The organism is Lishizhenia sp., from assembly GCF_057456495.1.
Window position 1 is genome coordinate 1 of record NZ_JBVCPV010000023.1, and the last position, 21,567, is coordinate 21,567.

A 21,567-nucleotide genomic window follows, 5' to 3' on the forward strand; every position below is an offset into this window, starting at 1 on the left:
CTTCGTCAATAATTACAAATTATTCTCAGATCCAGACCATATACTTAGCCCATCGAGACCAGGATTGTCTCGCGTCAAATTTCATCCAACCATCAATAAGGAAGAAGTTGCTGCATTGAGTATCGCAGCATTAAAAGACAAGGTCAGAAGGCAAATTGAGAGCGGAATAGAATTGTAAAACCGAAGATTTGACGGTTTTCAAAACCATTAAGACAGCTAACTCACAGAGTTAAAATTACCTCCTACAGGTTTACGAAATCTCAATTTCTCAGCTACTAAAGGTCTAAAAATCTAAATTATTATTCTCTTTTATAAGCAATGATGAGAATCCTTATTAATTTTGTGGTATGAATATCAATGAAGAATTAGTAGATCACATTGCGCACCTAGCGCGCTTGTCGTTCGAAGGGGAAGCAAAGGATGCGATTATTGCGGACATGAAGAAGATTACAGACTTCATGGACAAGTTGAACGCAGTTGATACAGACAATGTAGAGCCTTTAATTTTCATGTCAGACGAAATTAACCGTTTACGTGAGGACGTACCTGCACAGACGGTTACACATGAGGAAGCATTAAAAAATGCTCCAAAGAAAGATTCTGATTACTTCCGTATTCCTAAAGTATTAGACAAATCATGAAAACTATCCTAACTACAATTTCAGCTTTAGTACTCTTAAGTGCATGTTCCAGTTCTAGTAAGAACAGTTTATGCGACTGTGTTGAAAAAGGTGCTCAAGTAGATGCATATGCACAATCTATATTAATGGATCCAGCGCATACGCAAGCACAAAAAGACAGTCTAGACATTTTAACCGCTGAACGCGATGAAGTGTGTCAAGAATTCATCGATATCGACCCTATGGAGCTCGAAAAAGAAAGAGCAAAGTGCGAAGGAATACAAATCAACAGAGATTAATTATACTATATAATAAAAGCGAAGGACTACTTTTTAAGTGGTCCTTTTTTTGTTCATTATTTCAGCCAATTACAACGCCTTCTCCATCACATAATCGTTCATAAAGAAACCTTCACCTATATCTATATCTTCTGTTTTGGTAATTTGGAAGCCGATGTGTTTGTAAAAATCTACCGCGGCATTGTAACGATTTACATTTAAGTTTAAACAAGCCAAACTCAATTCTTGTGCACGTTTTTCTGCAAAATCCATGAGTTGTTTACCCACCTTTTTCCCTTGAGCAGCAGGTAAAACGTAAATCTTATGAATACGTAATTTAGAGGCACCTTCATAATTCGGTTCCAAACCAATAAAGCCCAGATCTTCTTGATCTTTGTAGATGTAAAATTCATGTCCCTTAGAAATTTGCTCTTTTAAAGTATCTACATTATACATCCAATTGAGCATGTATTCTATTTGGTCGGGCGTCAAAATTTCCTTAAAAGTATCCGGCCATGTGGCGCGCGCTAAATCTTCTATGCGTTGTACCTCTTCTTGTGCAATTCTTTCTATCATCTTGTCGAAATCTAAGAGGGGTAAATGTAAATATTTTAAGTATTAAATCCATCTTTACCTATTATACCAAGGCTCTTCTCCCAGAATAATTATTGGGATCGGGCTAACGCTGCTACTCTCCCCAAGTAGCTTGAGTACGGGGTATTCGCTCATATCCCTAAGAGATTTTATAACTATATCCTTTTATGCTGTCTATTGCGTAGAGCATAGATAAAAATCAACAAAAGCATTGACGAACGGAGAGGGTGTGACTATAAATAATGTCGTATTTTTAATAGAAACTTTACTACTATGTACGTCAAACGCAACTACGGTTTTTTCATGACTTTTTCATGGACCCTCAAGCCCTTTCTCTTCGGTACAATCTATTGTTTAATCATATGTCTAGTAGCATATTTTCTTAAGACAGAATTTTCATTACCCTGGCAACCCATTAGTGTGATAGGTATTGCCGTGGCTTTTTACTTAGGTTTTAAAAACAATTCCAGTTACGACAGAACTTGGGAAGCTCGTAAAATTTACGGAGAAATTGTAAACGACTCCAGAACTTTTGGCGCCGCAGTTTGTGCTTTCGTTCAAGGTCCTAATGAAAAGCAAATAAAAAAAGAACTCATCTACAGACACATCGCTTGGCTCACCGCATTGCGGTATCAATTGCGATTAAGCAAAGAATGGGAACATAAAAATGAAAGGTTACACAAGCTATTCAATGCCTCTATGACCGAAGACTACAATACTAAAATAACCGATGAAATATGTGAACTTGTTAAAAAAGATGAATTAGATAAAGTAATCCAGCAAAGCAATAGAGCTGCGCAGTTATTAAAAAATCAATCTGTTCGATTGCAAGCATTGAAAGACCTAGACTATTTTGAGGATTTTAGACACATGGAGTTCCACCACCTAATTGCAAAGTTTTATGCAGGGCAAGGAAAAGCAGAACGTATAAAGAACTTCCCCTTCCCACGCCAATATGCTTCTACAGCCTTGTGGCTAACTTACGTGTTCGCGGCCTGTGTTCCCTTTGGATTATTAGACGTATTTGGAGGTTCATCCTTGGCATTTTTTGTTGTATGCCCTTTGATTGCCGGACTCATCATTTGGATCTTCTTTTTAATGGAAAAAATTGGAGATTACTCTGAAAACCCATTTGAAGGAACGTACAATGACGTCCCAATTACTTCTATTTCTCGCGGAATAGAAATAGACCTTAGGGAAATGATTGGTGATGCTAACATTCCAAAACCAACGGAGGCGCAAAATGGATTCATGTTGTAAAATAAAACCTTGTATAATTGTGTACTATCAGAAAACTTAAAAACCCACCTTCCACAGAGAACAGTAGATAAATTGTAAAACAGTGCTTTTGACTGGACATGTAAAAGATTACGAAACTTTTAGTTAAACAATTGATAACCAAAAAGTATAACAAGTAATTTCACCCTAACAAATCAAAGCATTATGAAAACACTAATTACTTTTGTACTGACTCTTCCTTTTATAATGAGCTCGCACGCGCAAACGCAGATAACAGCAAATACGCTAAACCCCACCATAGGCGCTACCGTAAAAACAAAATTTGAGCAAACTTTACCCATGAACTTTGAGCAAAATGGAACGAATGCTGTTTGGGACCTGTCTCAATTTTTCCCTTCTCAAGAAGATAGCTTTTCCTATATCAATGTTGCTGAAGCCCAAAGTCCAAGTTTGGCTCCCAATGCATCTTTCGTGAAACGCTACAACAGTGGAGAGTTGTTTGTAACCTTAAATGACAGTGCCTATGTGCACGAACACTATCAACCCTATCAAAATTCCGCATTCGTTTACGATTATGCAGTTTTATTTAATCTACCCATGCAATATGGAAACGTAGACACTAATAATTATTCGGGTACTCTTTCATTGGCTGGATCAACAACCCTTCAGGAAGTAGAGTCCATACATAGTGTTGTAGGAGAAGGTACTTTAATTACTTCTCAAACTACCTTTAACAACTGTATCAAAACGAAAGTTGTTAGAAACTTTAAAGACTCTTCTGTTGAGACACAATCTGTTTATTACTCGAGTGATACAACCTACTTTTGGTTTTCACCTAACTATCCCGACCCCTTATTAAGCATTAGTATAAGATACTCTTCTGGGTCCCAGCAAACCTTTTACTATACAGCCTTACAACAAATAACTTCCCTTTCCACGACCAAGAATGATATTTCAAAGTTAGAAGTATATCCAAATCCCTCCAATGGAATTATTACGTTAAAAGAACTACCGAAGACCGGAACTATAATCTTGACAGATCCATTGGGTAAAACCATTGTAACATTTCCTGTGGATAAAACGACTCAACAATTAGATCTGAGACACCTGGATAAAGGAAGTTATTTCTTACATGTAGCGGGAAAAGAAACAACACATACGCAGCAAATAATGTTGCAATAAACGCAAACCCTACACTAATCACATCTGTCTTCTTTCTTACTGATATTTATTAGCAACAGCTCCTCAGCTTTACTACAGTTGAGGAGTTTTTTCATTCTCCTTGTCAGTAAAAATCATCCCCATGAACCTCACATTACCAAAATTTAGACATGTAAAAAACCTTTTCAAACATATTGATTAAGAAGTTCTTAACTTTTACTTTTTATCTATTTTTAATCATGAAATTGTATACTTAACCACGGCACTTGTACTGTAATTAATGCTGTAAGAAATACATTGAAAAACGGATCTAACATGGCCTAGATTTTAGAAGCTAAAGCTCCTCAACTTAATTCAAGGTTGGGGAGTTTTTTGTTTAGACAACTAGAGCGCTAGATTTCTAGATACCTAGACGGGGCAATTCGAGGATTCAACAATTTAAGCATTTAAGAGTTTGAAGGTTTGATAGTTTGAGTGTTTGATGATTCAACCATTCAAAAATTCAACGATTTGATGGATTTGAAAATTTACGAGATTCACGAGCGGAGTCGAGTGGCCGGTGTCTAATGCAAGCTTTCTAAAGATTCAAAGGTTGGACAATTCAAGGATAGAGGATATAAAAAAGGGTTGACGCTTAACGCATCAACCCTTTTAAACTTTTATAGTTGGGCTTAAGCTTTTACCAATAAAAATTTAGTATCTGCTTCTGCTTCTATGTCTGCAACCATTGCTGTGCTTTCAACTGCACCTACTTCAATTCCTGTAGCCAATACCTCATCACAAATGTATGCGGCATTTTCTGTAATTGCTTTAGCGATGTTTTCAGAAGTTTCAACGGTTAAAGAGATCTTATCTGTAACCTCTAATCCTGCTTCTTTTCTAAAGTTCTGAATACGGTTAACCAATTCACGGGCAATACCTTCTTGCTTCAATTCTTCTGATAAAGTAATATCCATTGCCACAGTTAAACCACCTTCTGTAGTTACTAACCATCCTGGGATATCATCTGTCAAGATTTCGAAATCAGCCATGTCTAAAGCAATGTTTTCGCCATTTACATCTCCAGTCCATCCACTGTTTTTCTCAACTTCTGCAATTTCTTCCTGTCCCCATTGGTTCACCATTCCGGCAATTGCTTTCATGTGTTTCCCGTATTTTGGACCAATCGTCTTAAAGTTTGGCTTTATCTTCTTCACCAATACTCCAGAAGTATCCTCTAACAATTCAATTTCCTTCACGTTGATTTCAGAAAGAATCAAATCACTTACGTGCTCAATGTTCTTTTTGAAGGTAGCATCTAAAATAGGCACCATAATCTTCTGTAATGGCTGACGTACCTTAATTTTCTCCTTCTTTCTCAAGCTTAAAGCCATAGAACTTACTTTCTGAGCAATTTCCATTTGAGCCTCTAACGCTAAATCTATCGCTGCTTCATCAACTGCTGGGAAGTCTGCCAAGTGAACAGATTCCAAGTTGTGTTTACCAGATACTGCATTTAAATCGCTAAACAACTCATCTGTAAAGAAAGGTGCGATAGGCGATGAAATAATAGCTATCGTCTCTAAACACTTGTATAAAGTTTGGTACGCAGAGATTTTGTCTGTAGAGTAATCTCCTTTCCAGAAACGTCTTCTACATAAACGTACATACCAGTTACTCATCTGATCGTTTACAAACTCGTTGATTAGACGTCCTGCTTTCGTTGGTTCAAACGCTGCAAAGGCTGCATCTACGTTTTTCACCAATGAATTCAATTTAGAAATGATCCATCTGTCTATCTCTGGTCTATCTGCCAACGCGATATCATCTTCAGCATAACTAAATCCATCGATGTTAGCGTACAATCCGAAGAAAGAGTACGTGTTGTATAATGTACCAAAGAACTTACGCTGAACTTCTGTAATTCCGTCTAAATCGAATCTTAAGTTATCCCAAGGCTGAGCATTTGTAATCATGTACCAACGCGTAGCATCTGGTCCGTATTTCTCAAGTGTAGTAAATGGATCTACGGCGTTACCTAAACGCTTCGACATTTTTTGTCCGTTCTTATCCAATACCAACCCGTTAGAGATAACGTTTTTGTATGCAACCTTATCAAACACCATCGTAGAGATAGCGTGTAAGGTATAGAACCAACCTCTTGTTTGATCCACACCCTCTGCAATGAAATCAGCTGGGTGAGCACCAGAGTTATCTATTAATTCTTTGTTTTCAAATGGGTAGTGCCACTGTGCATACGGCATAGATCCTGAATCAAACCATACGTCGATCAAATCTGCTTCACGCTTCATTGGTTCTCCTTTAGAAGATACCAAAGTGATTTCATCAACGTAATTTTTGTGCAGGTCTATCTTGTCGTAGTTTTCTTTCGACATATTCCCTACTTCAAAATCTGCCAATGGATTGCTTTCCATTACACCGGCAGCAACCGCTTTTTCACACTCCGCTTTTAACTGCTCTACAGAAGAGATGCATATTTGCTCATCTCCTTCTGCCGTACTCCAAATTGGAATTGGAATACCCCAGTAACGCGAACGTGACAAGTTCCAATCGTTTAGGTTTTCTAACCATTTTCCGAAACGACCAGTACCTGTGCTTTCTGGTTTCCAGTTAATGGTCGTATTCAACTCCATCATTCTTTCTTTCACCTGCGTAGCTTTGATGAACCAAGAATCTAATGGGTAATACAATACGGGTTTGTCTGTTCTCCAACAGTGTGGGTAACTGTGGACATATTTTTCAACCTTAAAGGCTCTGTTTTGTTCTTTTAATTGGATAGCGATTTGAACGTCTACTGACTTTTCTGGAGCTTCACCTTCGTTGTAGTATTCATTCTTCACGAACATACCCGCAAATTCACCCATTTCTGGTCTAAATCTACCTTGTAGGTCCACCAAAGGAACTTGGTTTCCTTTTTCATCCAATACTAATAATCCTGGTACGCCAGCGTCTTTGGCAACCTTAGCATCATCCGCACCAAACGTAGGTGCTGTGTGAACAATACCTGTACCGTCTTCTGTTGTTACGAAATCTCCAGGAATGATAGCAAATGCCTTTTCTGCATCCTCACAAGGTTGTGCAAACGGCAATAACTGTTCGTATTTATTCCCTACTAAATCAGCTCCTGTACATTCACCGATTACCGTGTAAGGTATTTTCTTATCTCCTTCTTTGTAATTATCAACCTCTTCTGTAGTCTCAACAGCAACAAATTTTCCTTTGAACTGTTTCGCTAATAAAGGCTCAGCCAAAATCAAGTTTACAGGTTGATGTGTGTATTGATTCCACGTTTTAACGATAACGTAGGTAATCTTTGGACCAACCGTTAAAGCTGTATTCGAAGGCAAGGTCCAAGGTGTTGTTGTCCAAGCCAAGAAGAAGGTTCTTTCTAACTCTTCTGCAGATAAATCTACGCCAGAGAAAGGTTTGTTCCATGTATCTGCTTGTACTTTAAATTGCGCAACAACTGTAGTGTCTGTAACATCACGGTAACAACCTGGTTGGTTCAATTCGTGCGATGACAAACCTGTACCCGCTGCTGGAGAATACGGCTGGATAGTGTATCCTTTGTACATCATATCTTTGTTGTACAACTGACCTAACAACCACCAAACAGACTCCATATATTTAGATTCATAAGTGATGTATGGGTTTTCCATATCCACCCAATATCCCATATCATTGGTCAACTTATTCCAAACATCCGTGTAACGCATTACAGCTTCTTTACACGCTTTATTGTATTCGTCAACAGATATCTTTTTACCAATATCTTCTTTGGTGATTCCTAATTCTTTTTCAACACCTAATTCTACGGGTAAACCGTGTGTATCCCAACCTGCTTTACGCTTAACTTGGAAACCTTTTAAGGTTTTATAACGACAGAAAATGTCTTTAATCGAACGCGCCATTACGTGGTGAATACCTGGTAAACCATTTGCTGAGGGAGGTCCCTCAAAAAACACAAAAGGCTTATTTTCGTCGCGAGAGCTAATAGACTTTTCGAAAATATTTTCTTTTTCCCATTTCTCTAGCACACGTATTGCCACATTCGGCAAGTTTAATCCTTTATATTCCTTGTATTTAGCGCTCATTTCGCTTGACGTTTTAATTATGACTTGCAAAAATAAGGATTTCACGGGATTAGGGAAGTGAGGTGAAGAGAAGATTCAAAAATTCAAGGATTTAAGAATTCAAAAATTCACACCTCTTCTTCCCAACTTCACATTCCAGTAAGTTATCAAAATACTTCCTACAACACCAGGTAGCAACCAACCCACTACACCCGGTAATATTGCATTCACCACTACAAAAGCTGTAATGGCAGAAATATATGCTCCTAACATTCTAGTTAAATGTTGCACGAGCCAATTCTTTTTCAATTTAGCTCTGTCTCTAAACAACCTTAAATCTTGGATTGCAAACACAAGTAATGCACCCCCGAATACCGCTTGAACAATATTGATAACCCCAAACATGAAAATAGGAAACACCATCATCACAGGGGCGAAAAGCAACATGAAAAGAGCCATCCTTCTATCCCATTTTATAGAAATATCTTCCTCCTTATAACGCAATGCTCTCCAGCCGGTAAACAGGAAATAAAAAGAGAAAATACCTACACTAAACAAAAAGGGACTTACATGCTTAGGAAGACATGCTGTAATCATTGCCGAAATACTACACAGCAACATAGCATAGAAAAATATCCTTCCCCACATTTTGTGTTGCTTACCACCTTTTTTAAAAATGACAGCCAATGTAGCTGATAAAAGTGCTATCCCTCCAAAGGCAGCATGAATAAATATTAAAACTGTAATCATAATTCATTTATGAGATTCAAGGACTCAACAATTCAAAGATTTAAGGATTCAACAATTGTTTGAAACCTAGTCTAGAACAATACAAGATTAGAGCATAAGCAGCACAAAACCTGACGGTTGGGATATTTGTCAAACTACTGGGATGGAAAACAAGGTGTGGGATGACAAACAATAATTTCGGTACAAACTACAAATCAAGTTATTGTAAAACGGCATTTACAGTTTTAGAGAAAGCGGTGGCTAGAGCTTACAACTAAAGTTGCTCCATCTTCTCTTTGAAGGCAGGAATAAATGATCTTGATACAGGAACCCTGGCGGTCGTATTTTTTAGAGTTAAGGTATAACCTTGCGCATTTCCATCTACCTGCTCTACACAATTAAGGTTAACAATAAAGGCTCTGTGGGATTTGAATAGATACGTCTGCTCTATTAATTCATTCATTTTTTTCAAAGTCATTCTCACCTGTGTAGATTTCAGTACCTCATCCTTAAAATGATAGATATTAAGGTAATTTCCTTCCGTTTCTATGTACACTATTTCAGATGGATTGAACACATAATTTTGTGAACCTGATTCCACTTCAAGTAATTCCACCTCTTCGACTTCTATTTTTTTAGGAGAATGTAATTGCTGATTAATAGCAACAGATGATTTTATGTGCTGTCTCAACAATTTATTTTGCTGTAAAAAGGTGATAATTACTGCCGGAAACAAACCGATGGGTACCGTGAAACCGATAAAAATCAGCATCCCCTCCCAACCTATCCATGGAAAAAAATGCATCTCAACCGAATAAAAATAATTCCCAACAGCAATCATGAGTACATCTATATTCAGCCATACTATTTGCTTGCCAACTGTCCAGTTTTTCTCTTCAAAATAGTGAGGAAACATAAGTGGTAATAACAAAAGATTGAGCACCAATATTGCGAGTGTAACACATCCATACCCCAAAAGCTTAACGGACTTATAGGGGACTTCCACAAATTGTAACCCGAAAGGTTGAAAAAGCATTAAAAAGAGGCCGATAAAACCACTTATGGCAATGATCATGGGCCATTTTTTAATGTTCACCGGATAGGCTTGTTTAAGTATGTTTTTCTTTTTTGAAGTCATTTCTCGATGCACGAAGATAATCCTTCCACCTAATAATTTGAAATTCAAGTAAAATACCTGCTTTCCTGCTCAATATTTTTTATCTTTTGACAAAGCAAGAAAATGGCAGAACACCATCATCATCATAAAAGTGGGGACAATTTAAAACTTGCCTTTTTCCTCAATTTGAGTTTTACTTTTTTAGAATTCATCGGAGGATGGTGGGTAAATAGTGTTGCCATTTACTCTGATGCTATACATGATTTAGGCGACTCATTAGCTTTAGGTACAGCATGGTATTTAGACAAAAAATCAAAACAAGACCCTAACAAAAAGTACACGTTTGGTTACCAACGTTTTTCTTTATTAGGTGCTTTAATTAACAGTATTGTATTGATTGTTGGATCGATTTGGGTAGTCAAAGAAGCAATAGAGAGAATAGCTCAACCCGAAGCATCCAATGCATCTGGCATGTTAGTTTTTGCCCTTGTCGGAATCACTGTAAATGGCTACGCTGCCTGGAAGGTGGGGCATGGCAAATCCTTAAATGAACGTGTAGTAAGCTGGCATTTATTGGAGGATGTTTTAGGATGGGTAGCAATTTTAGTTTTGGCCATCATCTTACAATTTACCGATGCTTATTACCTAGACCCCATTCTTTCCCTTTTTATTACCCTGTTCATTCTATGGGGAGTCTTTAAAAGATTGAAAGAAACGCTATATATATTTCTGCAGGGGGCTCCACAAGAAATTGATTTAGACAATTTGAAACTTTCTTTATTAAATATTGATAAAGTTGAAGAAATTCACCACACACATATTTGGACAATTGAAGGTGACACTAGCGTGTTTACCACACACATCAAATTGAAAGAAATAGACGACTACCAGGAAATCATTGCTACCAAGGAAAAAATTAAAAACCACCTGAAAACTTATAATTTTAAACACTGCACACTTGAGATAGAACTGGATAAGGAAAAATGTTCATTGGACTAAAGTTATGCAAGCCGTATTTTAAAAGTAACCGTTTTCATTCACCACGAACAATAAGTCGTTCACCACGAATAATTGTTCATCCACATCTTTTCTCCCCCCTCCTACATCCATTTCCCTAAATTTGACGTAAATATTAACGTGCGCATTTTTAAGTACTTAATTCCCCTTATTGCTATCCTTTGGACGGTAGGGAATTGTTATGCCATAAATTATTATAGTGTCCAGCCCGGAAACTATGGTAATAATGCCACATGGACTTCGGTTCCAGTTACCAACAACGCGCCGCCAGACATTCTTCCTTTTGGAGATTCAGTATTTATATCACATGAATTAAGTCACACCAAAGAGTTAATTTATTTTGGCGTACTTGTTATTGAAAGTTCGGGTTATCTCTACGATTCAAAGGATGTTACCATTGAAAGTACAGGATTTGGCTTTATCGATGGCATGTTAGATTTAAAGACGAATTTTTTCAATTTAAATGAAACGGAAGTTAACGGCTCGATTATTTCCTTAAAAAAAGTTGAAAATGGTCAAGGAGCAACATTGAACAACAACGGCTACATAGAACCAAGGACGTTTGAAAACTACTCTACCGTTAATAACAACGGTGAAATTGCGGTGACACAATCCAACGGAACCTTTATCAATCATCCCGACGCTAACCTTGTTAATACAGACGTAATAAATACCGCCTGTAATCTTGAAAACAACGGAAACATAACGAATACGGGTACTGTAAATGCCTCTGATGACCTCACAAATACTGGAAATATTTCTTCCACTGGAACAGTAAACGTTGGTGTAAATATGGAGAACTCTGGAACGGTACAAAGTAGCGGAACGATAAACGTAACTGAAGATTACAACAATGATGGAAGTACTCAAAATTCCGGAAACATAACAGTGACCCTAGATTTCTTCAATAATGGAACATTCATTAATAATGGTACTGTTAACATCTTAGAAAATTTAGAAAACTCTGGCACTATCAATAATAACCCATTGGGAAACATAACGGTAACCCTTGATTACGCCAATACAGGTTCATTAAATAATTCTGGATACCTCAATGCCAACGCGATTACCGACGAAGGTTATACGTGTAACTCAGCCAGCATTCAAGTTACTCAGGGTAACACCTATGATTGCGATGGTTGTACCATGACCTGTGGTGGATCTACAACAACTTGTTTTTTAAACCTTTCAGGGGGTGCATATATAGAAGAACAAAACTACTGTTGTCAGGATAACTCTAATACAGCTATATCTACTGCAAGTCCTTTTTTAATTGATTCCGCAACCATCTTCATATGCGGTCAACCTTTGCCGGTTGAACTCCTTTCTTTTTCTGGAAAAGCGTTGAAGAATGGAAACAATGAAATTACCTGGGTTACCGCAACAGAAATGAACAATGATTACTTTTTACTGGAAAAGAGTTTAGATGGAACACAATGGGTTACTTTAGAAAAAGTAAAAGGTGCTGGATACAGCGAACAAGAAATAAGTTATACAGTAGTAGATGAAACGGCTTTGTTAGGGGTGAGCTATTACCGCCTCAAGCAAGTAGACTATAATGGCGATCATCAATATTTTGGCCCCATCTCCATTCATCAAAAAATAGGAGACCATGTACTTTCCACGTATCCTAATCCTACAAAAGACATTCTCAACGTAAGATCAACAAAAGAACTAACACTTTCTAATTTCCGCTTTACAAGTTTATCGGGAAAAAACATTGCCAACCTCATTAATCTAGAGGAAATCTCTAGTCAACACGTGCGCCTAAATCTGGCTCATTTACCAGACGGTGTTTACCTCTTACAATATGGAGGTGAAGTGCATCGAATCATTAAACAATAAGTCATAAAAACCTGAGATTATTAGGGATAAGTAATGGAATGGGATAATGATTAAGCCCTAACATTTAAACCTAAGAACTGGAAGACTTATCCTCTCGACCAAACAGTTAGCAGCTTTGCATGAAAATAAAAAGGCCGACTCCAAATGGAATCGGCCTTTTGCTTGAAAAATCAATATGTAAACGTGGTATTAGTTCTTCGTGAACTTGATTGTTTTCACATCATCACCTTGTTGTACTACTAATAAGTACATTCCAGCACTGTTTCCTGTGAAGTCAAATTCAACATCATGATCTAATTCATCTGCACTAATCGTTCTTGACATGATCATTCTTCCATCCATACTGTAAACAGTAACTTCTGCATTTACATCATGGTGCTCTCCTGTAAAGAATAAGCTAAATATTCCATTGTTTGGATTAGGGAATAAAACGATGTCTTCTTCCTCTACTACCTCAATCGCTTCCATTTTAGAACTGATACATGGTCCTAAGTAATCACCATGTGCTAAGTGAGCTGGTACAGCATTTGCACTCACACAAATGTTGTGGTATTCCACGGTAGTTACTCCTTTTTTCTTCTTAGATTCTTTGTGACACACCATTACTTTATTCATGTTGTTTCCACATCTTGCATCAATTACATCTATAAAGAAAGATTGACTAACAGTACAACCATTCGCATCAGTAACTAACAAAGTGTAATTTGTAGGCACCATTGGAGAAACATCTATGTTCGCCGTATTTCCAACATTTACTCCATCTTGGTTTGTCCATGCATATGTATACCCTTGAATTCCACCTGCAGTAGTTGAAGCTAAATTCACTGTTTGTGTTCCATATCCTAAGTAAATTGTATACTGGTTTTGACCCGCAACTGGGAAATCTGGAGACATAACCAAAGAAGTTGTCAATACATCTGGTTCCGTTAAAGTAACTGTTTCAGAAATTGTTCTTCCTTTAGCATCGGTTACAGTTAAAGTATAAGTACCTGCACCTAAGTTTGCAGCATCTTCAGAAGATTGTCCATCAGACCAAGCATAAGTGTAAGGTAAACACCCTCCATCCATTACTGCATCAACACTTCCATCTGTTAATCCATTACAAGAGATATTTACACCTCCGATGTAAGTAGCTGGAGTTAAGCTTAAGCTAAGTGGAACGGTAGTAATTTCAACATCAAAACTACATGTAGCAGTGTTACCTGCGTCATCAGTAATTGTATAAGAAACAGTCGTCACTCCTTCTTCAAAATTATCACCTGATTGGTGAGAAGAAGTTACTGTGTAAGAACAGTTATCCCAAACTTGTGGTGCATTCCATGTAATAGCAGGACTACAATCATTCGGTTGTGCTTGGTATGAAATATTAGCAGGACAAGTAATCGTTGGTGCGATGTTATCCTCAACTGTTACCACTGCTGTAGCTGTACTTGTGTTTCCAGAAGGATCAGTAACCGTTAAAGTAACGGTATTGTTTCCTAAATCAGCACATGTAAAATCTGTTTGAGAAAGTGCTAAACTCACACCACAAACGTCATTTGATCCATTATCAATATCTAATGGAGTAATCGAAGCCATTCCATTAACATCCAAGGCAACAGTAAAATCTTGAGCCATCGCTACTGGAGCTGTTGAATCTACAACAGTAACTGTTGCAGTATTTGATGAAGAGTTATTACTATTATCTACTGCTGTTAACGTCACTGTATTTGCTCCTACATGAGCACAGTTAAAGTTCGTTTGAGAAGCAGAAATAAATGCTATACCACAATTATCATCACTTGCATTGTCTATCATTAATGATGCTGGTATCATTTTATCTATACTCAAATCAGCAATAAAACATCCACTTGCATCATTTCCTCCTAATTGCTCTAGAACAACACTTGCAGAAGTAGTAGTTGTAACTGTAAAGTTAACCGCTTCGGCTTGTGTAGTATTCGTAGAATTAAAGGTTTGATTAAACAATGTTCCAACACTTAAATTAAAGTTTTGTTGGTATTCACCACTACCCCCATTATTTCTATGTAAGAAATTGATTGTATACGTACCTGGTGTAAATACTACATTTTGTACTGATTCCAACTTGGAGTTAACGCTTCCAGATAAATCAACACTCACACCACTTGTTGCCGTAGGAATAAACGTATTCCAAACATCAACATTTCCAGTGATTACATTCCAATCCGTTAATGATCCGATATTGAATCCTAATGTTTCATTAGAGAAGTCACCATTAAACACTTGCTGTGTTGAAGGTGCTCCAAGAATTGACGCGTTTCCTGTTGCGTCTAAATAAACCGTTACATCTTGCGTATTAGCATTTGGTGCTGTCGAATCAATAACGGTTACCGTTGCAGTTGCATTATCTGTGTACCCGTTGGCATCAGTCACTGTTAAAGTTACCGTATGCGCACCAAGGTCTGCACAGTTGAAATTAGCTGGAGATACTGTCATACTAGCAATACCACATGTTGCAGTAGAACCATTATCAATATCTGCTCCAGTAATTGTAGCCATTCCTGAATTATCTAAAGCAAGTGTTAAGTTTTGAGCAACTGCATTTACTGTACAATTGTTTACCACTAAATTAAAGTTTTGGAAAGCAGTTCCTGCAGGGTCTTGATGGTGTAATTTATCTTCTACTCTTAGAGAAATTGCAACATTTCCAGCATCCGCCGTAGCTGGCGTTCCAGACAAAGTAGCTGTTCCATCTCCATGATCAGTAAGTGTTAACCATGCTGGTAAATTCAAACCAGCGATTTCCATTTCATCACCGTAAGCCATATCAGGATCGGCAACCACAACGTTGTAGGTATACGCACTACCAACATCTGCAGAATTAACCGGTGTTGATGTAAATGCTGGCGCCGAGTTCACTACTTGGTAAACTTCATGCACCGTTTGGTCACCGTAACTATCTTCTGCTGTAAAGAATACATGACGGTGCCCCCATTGGTCTACAGTAGGTGTCCAACTGAAGGTTCCTGAAGTAGGGTTTCCTGCAGCTGTAGGTAAATTACTAAAGCTTGCTCCTGCATACAATGGAATTTTATTCCCCATCATATTCTTTCCCTGAACATTGACGATCTGAACCACATCTAAAGGGTCGGGATCTGATGCTTGAACCGTGTAAGTATATGTACTTCCTGGTGCGATTGCAATATCATGCGATCCTGTTGCAGGCGTTGGAGGAACATCAAACTGCGGTTTTAAACTTACAATGATAGACACTGAAGTATTTACCTGTGAACCTACATTATCTTGTGCAATAAAGTTGATCACATTCGTTCCCAAATTACTCGCAGTTGGCGTCCAAGAAAACGTTGTTTGAACCGGATTTGCAGTAGTTGGTAAATTCGGTGAGAAAGAAGAACCTAATGGCGCTCCAATTGCCGATAATTGAACTGTTGACCCTGGATCTGTATCCAAAGCTTTTACGTTGAAAGTAACGGTTTGACCAGGTGATGTTTGGTAAACATACCCCGCATTCGGAGTTACTCCGTAATCAAACTCAGGTGGGTTAGATTGTTGTACAATTCTTATGATGAAATCGTTAATTACTTTAGATTGACCGTCTTCAACAACTATAGCCGCATTGTATAATTGTCCTACCGACGCATTACTCGTATTAAAAGTCAATACTCCCGTTGTAGGGTGTATGCTCAATCCACTTGGTTGACTCCCCAAAAACTCATTGTAAGTTGCCAACCTGTAGGTTAAAGCATCATTATCTGGGTCCGTTGCTGGAACTTGGAAAGTTGCCGTTGTACTATTGGTTTGCATCGCAATGATGGGAGCCATAGTTACAACAGGTGCATCGTTTCCTGCTCCAACATTTACTTTGGTTTCATTTCTCCAACTTGCTGAAGAATTATTGACCATCCCGTAAATCTTACAACAGCTTGCAAAATAGGCGATAAAATCTCCTGTATTCGCGTAGGTATGTGTTAAAGTTGTTTCTCCATAATGCCAGTTTTCGGCAGAACTAGAGGATGTAACTGTTACGTTAAACATCTGTGATTGACCATCACCAAAATACAAGCGATCAGAATAACTTGAACTTCCTATTGATCGATATCCGGCGTAAGCCTGAGAAATTTTAAACTCTATGGTGTTTCCAGAGAGCACTCTCCATGAAATTGTCCCATGTCTAAAGTGACTGGCCAGAGAGGTGAATGAAACTAAACAGATACTTAAAAGCAGCAAGAACCTGTTTAGAAAACGTAAGTGTGTTTTCATAATTAATTTTATTGGTTAAAAAAATTTTGGTTCAGCTGCGCAAATAAATTAGATATATGCGGCAGTAAAGGATAAGGGAGAACTCAGCTCTCCCTCAACCAGTAGCAGTGGGTTCATAGGTTCCTAAATCAGGCCTATTAATACCGGGGGTAAATGTATCTCATGTATTCCTTCCTTCATAAAATTTGTTTCGAATCACTTCCTAAAGGTTACCAATTACATGCTTAGTTGTCAGTATTTTAAAAAACACATCAATGCCCTTTAAAAATATACATATCTACCCCTCATTTCTTTCGGAAAAACCCCCTCTAAATATTTAGGTGAACCACATTCTTAGTTATTGATTCCCGTAAAACCAAAATCCTAGTTTAAAACCGTCACAGTATTGTTTGATGAATTCCTTTAAATAGAGTTGAATTAGGAAAGGATTTAGGCATCCAAAACTTCCCAACTTTCGTTAATTTCAAAAGCGAACAAAATATATCAACCCTTTGTTTGTTAGTAAAAGGCGGGAAGCGTATTTTTGTAGATTGGAACGAGTGCCATATGAAAGAATTTAAAGCGGGTCCATTATTGGACAACATAGATATACCGAAAGACTTAAGAAATCTAACGGTAGATGATTTACCTCAGGTTTCGGATGAAGTTCGTCAGTACATCATAGATGTAATTTCAGAAATTGGAAACTCTCACTTCGGTGCTAGTTTAGGTGTGGTCGAATTAACAGTGGCTTTACACTATGTTTTCGATACACCCTACGATCAATTGGTTTGGGACGTAGGTCACCAAGCTTACGGACACAAAATCTTAACCGGTCGTAGAAAGCAATTCCACACCAATAGAATCAAAGGAGGAATCTCAGGATTCCCAAAAAGAAGCGAGTCTGAATACGATACCTTTGGTGTTGGTCACTCTTCAACTTCTATCTCTGGTGCTTTAGGAATGGCTGTTGCCAATAATTATAAAGGGGAAAAAGAAAGACAACACATCGCCGTAATTGGAGATGGTGCAATGACTGCAGGTTTGGCTTTCGAAGGTATGAATCATGCCGGTTTCGAAAAAGACGCCAACCTATTGGTGGTTTTGAACGATAACTGTATGTCTATTGACCCTAATGTTGGTGCTTTAAAAGACTACTTAACAGACATCACAACATCTCATACCTATAATAAGGTAAAAGATGAGGTTTGGAAGTTGTTAGGTAAAATGTCAAAATTCGGACCTGATGCACAAACCGTTGCTTCAAAAGTATCTACCGCTTTAAAAGGAAGTTTATTGAAGCAAAGCAACTTGTTCGAAGCCCTAAACTTTAGATACTTCGGCCCAGTTGATGGTCACGACGTAATAGGTTTAACAAAGATTTTAGAAGACTTGAAAGATATCCCTGGTCCTAAGTTGTTACACATTTTGACCAAAAAAGGGAAAGGATATAAATATTCGGAAGAAGGAAACCCTACACAATGGCACGCACCAGGTGTTTTTAACAAGCACACAGGTGAGATTGTCAAGGTGGTTCCAAAATCTCCACAAGCGCCAAAATACCAAGAGGTGTTTGGACATACTATTGTTGAGTTAGCAGAAGAGAACGATAAAATTATGGGTATTACACCTGCTATGCCATCAGGGTCTTCGTTAAACATCATGATGAAAGCGATGCCAGACAGAGCTTTTGACGTAGGTATTGCAGAACAACATGCCGTTACTTTCTCAGCTGGTTTAGCTACGCAAGGAATGGTTCCTTTCTGTAACATTTACTCATCGTTCATGCAACGTGCTTACGACCAAGTTGTACATGATGTTGCCTTACAGAATTTAAATGTTGTTTTCTGTTTAGACCGAGCAGGTTTTGCCGGAGCCGATGGAGCAACGCACCATGGAGCACTAGATATCGCCTACATGCGCAGTATCCCAAACATGATAGTTGCTGCACCTATGAATGAAGCAGAATTGCGTAACATGATGTACACTGCTCAGCAAGAAAACATGGGACCATTCAGTATTCGTTACCCAAGAGGTAAAGGTGTAATGCCAGAGTGGAAAACAAAAATGAAGGCGATTAAAGTAGGTACGGGTAGAAAAATCACTTCAGGTGAAGACATCGCTGTACTTTCTATCGGACATCATGGAAACTACGTGCAGAAAGCCATAGAGTTGGTAAAAGGAGAAGCAAGCGTAGCACATTACGACATGCGTTTTGTGAAACCGCTTGACGAAACTTTATTACACGAAGTTTTCAGTAAGTTCGATAAAGTAATTACCGTAGAAGACGGAACCATTATGGGAGGTATGGGTTCTGCTATTTTAGAATTCATGGCCGATAATAAGTACAAAGCAGATTTAACGCGTTTAGGTATTCCTGATGCTTATGTTCACCACGGTACACAAGATGAATTGTACACAGATTGTGGTTTCGATGCTCCTGGAATTGCCAATACTATACGTAAAGAATTGAATTTGAAACAACAAATTATAGAAGACCAAAAAAACGTTGGTTAGACGTCTATTGAGTTATATTTATAAGGCCTGGGTATTTACTCAGGCCTTTTTTTTGGCCCTTTCCCTACGCATACTACAGGTCGCGCTATACGTTGTAGTCCTCTGTAGCAAAGCTTAAAAACTTCATGCTTATAGGGCTTCTACAGTCGCCCTACCTTCATTTTGTTTTAATAGCCTTCCTACCTGCGGGCTGCCACTACTATCGCTAAGGAAAAATAGTTTTGAGAGTGAGTATTGAGCAAGTTAATATTCAAACCAGTTTTGAAATGCTCAATTTACCCAACTTTGTAAATCTGATATAGGTTATCGAGCGGAGTCGAGATGCCGTAAGAACGGAGAATAAGTTTTTAGAATCTTTTGAATCACCCGAGCATAACCTTTCTTTGGTTCGTTTCTAGTGTCGTACTGATCGGAGCCGAAGTATCATCGATGGAAAAAATTGAACAAACTCTAGAAGTCTAGCTATCTAGGCATCTAGAAGTCTAAGCAAACAATTCCTTCAATACCTCCTCTATCCTACTGCACGAAATAATCTCTATCTTAAAATTCTTCTGATCTATTCCCTTGTTGTGTTTAGAAATAATGATTTTATCAAAGCCTAATTTTTGCGCCTCGTGTATACGCTGGTCAATTCTATTGACGGGTCTTATCTCTCCGGCTAAACCAACTTCGGCACTTAAACAAATGTTACGCTCTACACTAATATCAAAATTAGAAGAAAGTATAGCCGCAACAACCGCCAAGTCTATTGCAGGATCATCTACTTTGATCCCTCCAGCAATGTTTAAGAACACATCTTTAGCCGCAAGTTTAAAACCACAACGCTTTTCCATCACTGCCAATAGCATGTTCAGTCTTCGCAAATCAAAACCTGTAGCACTTCGCTGTGGCGTTCCATAAGCAGCTGTACTCACGAGAGCTTGTATTTCTATTAACATGGGTCTTAACCCCTCTAACGTAGCTGCTATAGAAACTCCACTCAAGGACGTATCCGAATCCGATATTAAAATTTCAGATGGATTTTCTACTTGTCTTAATCCATTTCCTAACATTTCATAGATACCCAATTCATTCGTAGAACCAAAACGATTTTTAATACTGCGCAATAAACGATAGACATGATTTCTATCTCCTTCGAATTGAAGTACTGCATCCACCATGTGCTCCAAAACTTTTGGACCAGCCAAAGAACCTTCTTTAGTGATATGCCCAATAAGAAATACCGGTGTCTCTGTTTGTTTCGCAAAACGCAACAATGCAGCGGTACATTCTCTAATCTGAGAAATACTTCCTGGTGAACTTTCTATGTGTTGTGAAAAGATAGTCTGAATGGAATCAATAATTAAAATATCCGGCTCTAAGAGTTCTGCTTGTTTAAATATATTCTGAACATTTGTCTCCGTTAATATGTAACATTCTTGGTTCGTATTTCCAATACGTTCTGCTCGCATTCGGATTTGTTGATCGCTCTCTTCACCGGATACATAAAGTATCGACTTTTTTTCCGCCACGGCCATTTGCAACAACAAAGTTGACTTGCCTATCCCAGGCTCTCCACCAAATAAAACAAGGGATCCAGGAACAAGTCCGTTACCGAGTACGCGGTTCAATTCTTTATCTTGTAATTGAATACGTTCTTCTTTTCTCGTCTCAATATCTCCCAATTTTTGAGGCTTTGCTGTACGTCCAGACGAAGAAGAAAAAGCAACCACTTCTTTCTTTGATGTACTTACCACCTCTTCAACAAAAGAGTTCCACTCCGAACAAGATGGACATTTCCCCAACCATTTTGGAGTTTCATAACCACAACTTTGGCAAAAATATGCCGACTTCATTTTAGCCATACGAGCAATTCAAAAATTATAATTCAACATTCAAAAAGAACCTTCTTCCAAAAGTAGCAAGAACTAATTGCGAAGCAAGTATAGCAAAGGAGAACGTAAAGTTTTTATGGTTTGAAGGTTTTCTCGCTGCGCTCGAAAATAAATCGTAACTTTTATTCCCAAAACCTAACCATTATGTCAACAATATCAAATTTTGAAGATCTCGATATATGGAAATTATCTCGAGAACTAAATAAACAACTCAACCGAACACTAAAGTACGTCCCAACACAAGATTATGGATTTTTAAAAAACCATATCCTTAAAACTGCC

The 21,567-nt window shown here is 38.0% G+C and carries 13 protein-coding genes; 7 read left to right on the forward strand and 6 right to left on the reverse strand.

The annotated features are described in order from the left end of the window. Positions 1 to 347 precede the first annotated feature (347 nt). Together gatC and AC22ZQ_RS03000 are read left to right on the forward strand one after the other, a co-directional pair. Complete coding sequence (gene gatC / locus AC22ZQ_RS02995) at positions 348 to 641, forward strand: Asp-tRNA(Asn)/Glu-tRNA(Gln) amidotransferase subunit GatC (protein ID WP_318957090.1); 294 nt, start codon at positions 348 to 350, stop codon at positions 639 to 641. After that, positions 638 to 919, forward strand: a complete 282-nt coding sequence (locus tag AC22ZQ_RS03000) for a hypothetical protein (RefSeq protein ID WP_318957092.1) — start codon at positions 638 to 640, stop codon at positions 917 to 919. The genes gatC and AC22ZQ_RS03000 overlap by 4 nt, the downstream gene beginning before the upstream one ends. 69 nt (positions 920 to 988) lie before the next feature. On the opposite strand, the gene AC22ZQ_RS03005 is transcribed toward AC22ZQ_RS03000, so the two are convergent. Then, positions 989 to 1,474, reverse strand: a complete 486-nt coding sequence (locus AC22ZQ_RS03005) for a GNAT family N-acetyltransferase (RefSeq protein WP_318957094.1) — start codon at positions 1,472 to 1,474, stop codon at positions 989 to 991. 291 nt (positions 1,475 to 1,765) lie between these two features. Between AC22ZQ_RS03005 and AC22ZQ_RS03010 the strand changes: the two genes are divergently transcribed. Further along, entirely contained in the window at positions 1,766 to 2,752 is a 987-nt protein-coding gene (locus AC22ZQ_RS03010; RefSeq protein ID WP_318957095.1) for a bestrophin family protein, read from the forward strand. 183 nt (positions 2,753 to 2,935) lie between these two features. Continuing rightward, positions 2,936 to 3,913, forward strand: a complete 978-nt coding sequence (locus AC22ZQ_RS03015; RefSeq protein ID WP_318957096.1) for a T9SS type A sorting domain-containing protein — start codon at positions 2,936 to 2,938, stop codon at positions 3,911 to 3,913. A 650-nt stretch (positions 3,914 to 4,563) separates the two neighbouring features. On the opposite strand, the gene ileS is transcribed toward AC22ZQ_RS03015, so the two are convergent. The 3 genes from ileS to AC22ZQ_RS03030 all read right to left on the reverse strand — a co-directional run bounded on the left by ileS (position 4,564) and on the right by AC22ZQ_RS03030 (position 9,769). Then, positions 4,564 to 7,986, reverse strand: a complete 3,423-nt coding sequence (gene ileS / locus AC22ZQ_RS03020) for an isoleucine--tRNA ligase (RefSeq protein WP_318957097.1) — start codon at positions 7,984 to 7,986, stop codon at positions 4,564 to 4,566. A gap of 99 nt (positions 7,987 to 8,085) precedes the next feature. Then, positions 8,086 to 8,715, reverse strand: coding sequence for a DUF2306 domain-containing protein (locus AC22ZQ_RS03025; RefSeq protein ID WP_318957099.1), 630 nt, complete (start codon positions 8,713 to 8,715; stop codon positions 8,086 to 8,088). Positions 8,716 to 8,968: 253 nt separating this feature from the next. Then, a complete protein-coding gene (locus AC22ZQ_RS03030; protein ID WP_318957101.1) occupies positions 8,969 to 9,769 on the reverse strand; it encodes a LytTR family DNA-binding domain-containing protein in 801 nt (266 codons plus the stop codon). Positions 9,770 to 9,934: 165 nt separating this feature from the next. On the opposite strand from AC22ZQ_RS03030, the gene AC22ZQ_RS03035 reads away from it, so the two are divergent. Continuing rightward, a complete protein-coding gene (locus AC22ZQ_RS03035; RefSeq protein WP_318957102.1) occupies positions 9,935 to 10,810 on the forward strand; it encodes a cation diffusion facilitator family transporter in 876 nt (291 codons plus the stop codon). Positions 10,811 to 10,948: 138 nt separating this feature from the next. Further along, positions 10,949 to 12,673: a T9SS type A sorting domain-containing protein gene (locus AC22ZQ_RS03040; protein ID WP_318957104.1), complete on the forward strand. Its 1,725-nt coding sequence runs from the start codon at positions 10,949 to 10,951 to the stop codon at positions 12,671 to 12,673. A gap of 189 nt (positions 12,674 to 12,862) precedes the next feature. Here the strand turns inward: AC22ZQ_RS03040 and AC22ZQ_RS03045 are convergent, their stop codons facing one another. Beyond that, the gene (locus AC22ZQ_RS03045; RefSeq protein ID WP_318957106.1) at positions 12,863 to 16,915 is read right to left on the reverse strand and encodes an HYR domain-containing protein; all 4,053 of its coding nucleotides are present in this window, start codon (positions 16,913 to 16,915) and stop codon (positions 12,863 to 12,865) included. Between the two features lie 546 nt (positions 16,916 to 17,461). Here AC22ZQ_RS03045 and dxs point away from each other — a divergent pair. Then, positions 17,462 to 19,411: a 1-deoxy-D-xylulose-5-phosphate synthase gene (gene dxs / locus AC22ZQ_RS03050; RefSeq protein ID WP_318957107.1), complete on the forward strand. Its 1,950-nt coding sequence runs from the start codon at positions 17,462 to 17,464 to the stop codon at positions 19,409 to 19,411. 482 nt (positions 19,412 to 19,893) lie between these two features. On the opposite strand, the gene radA is transcribed toward dxs, so the two are convergent. Next, a complete protein-coding gene (radA, locus tag AC22ZQ_RS03055; RefSeq protein ID WP_318957109.1) occupies positions 19,894 to 21,255 on the reverse strand; it encodes a DNA repair protein RadA in 1,362 nt (453 codons plus the stop codon). Positions 21,256 to 21,567 lie beyond the last annotated feature (312 nt).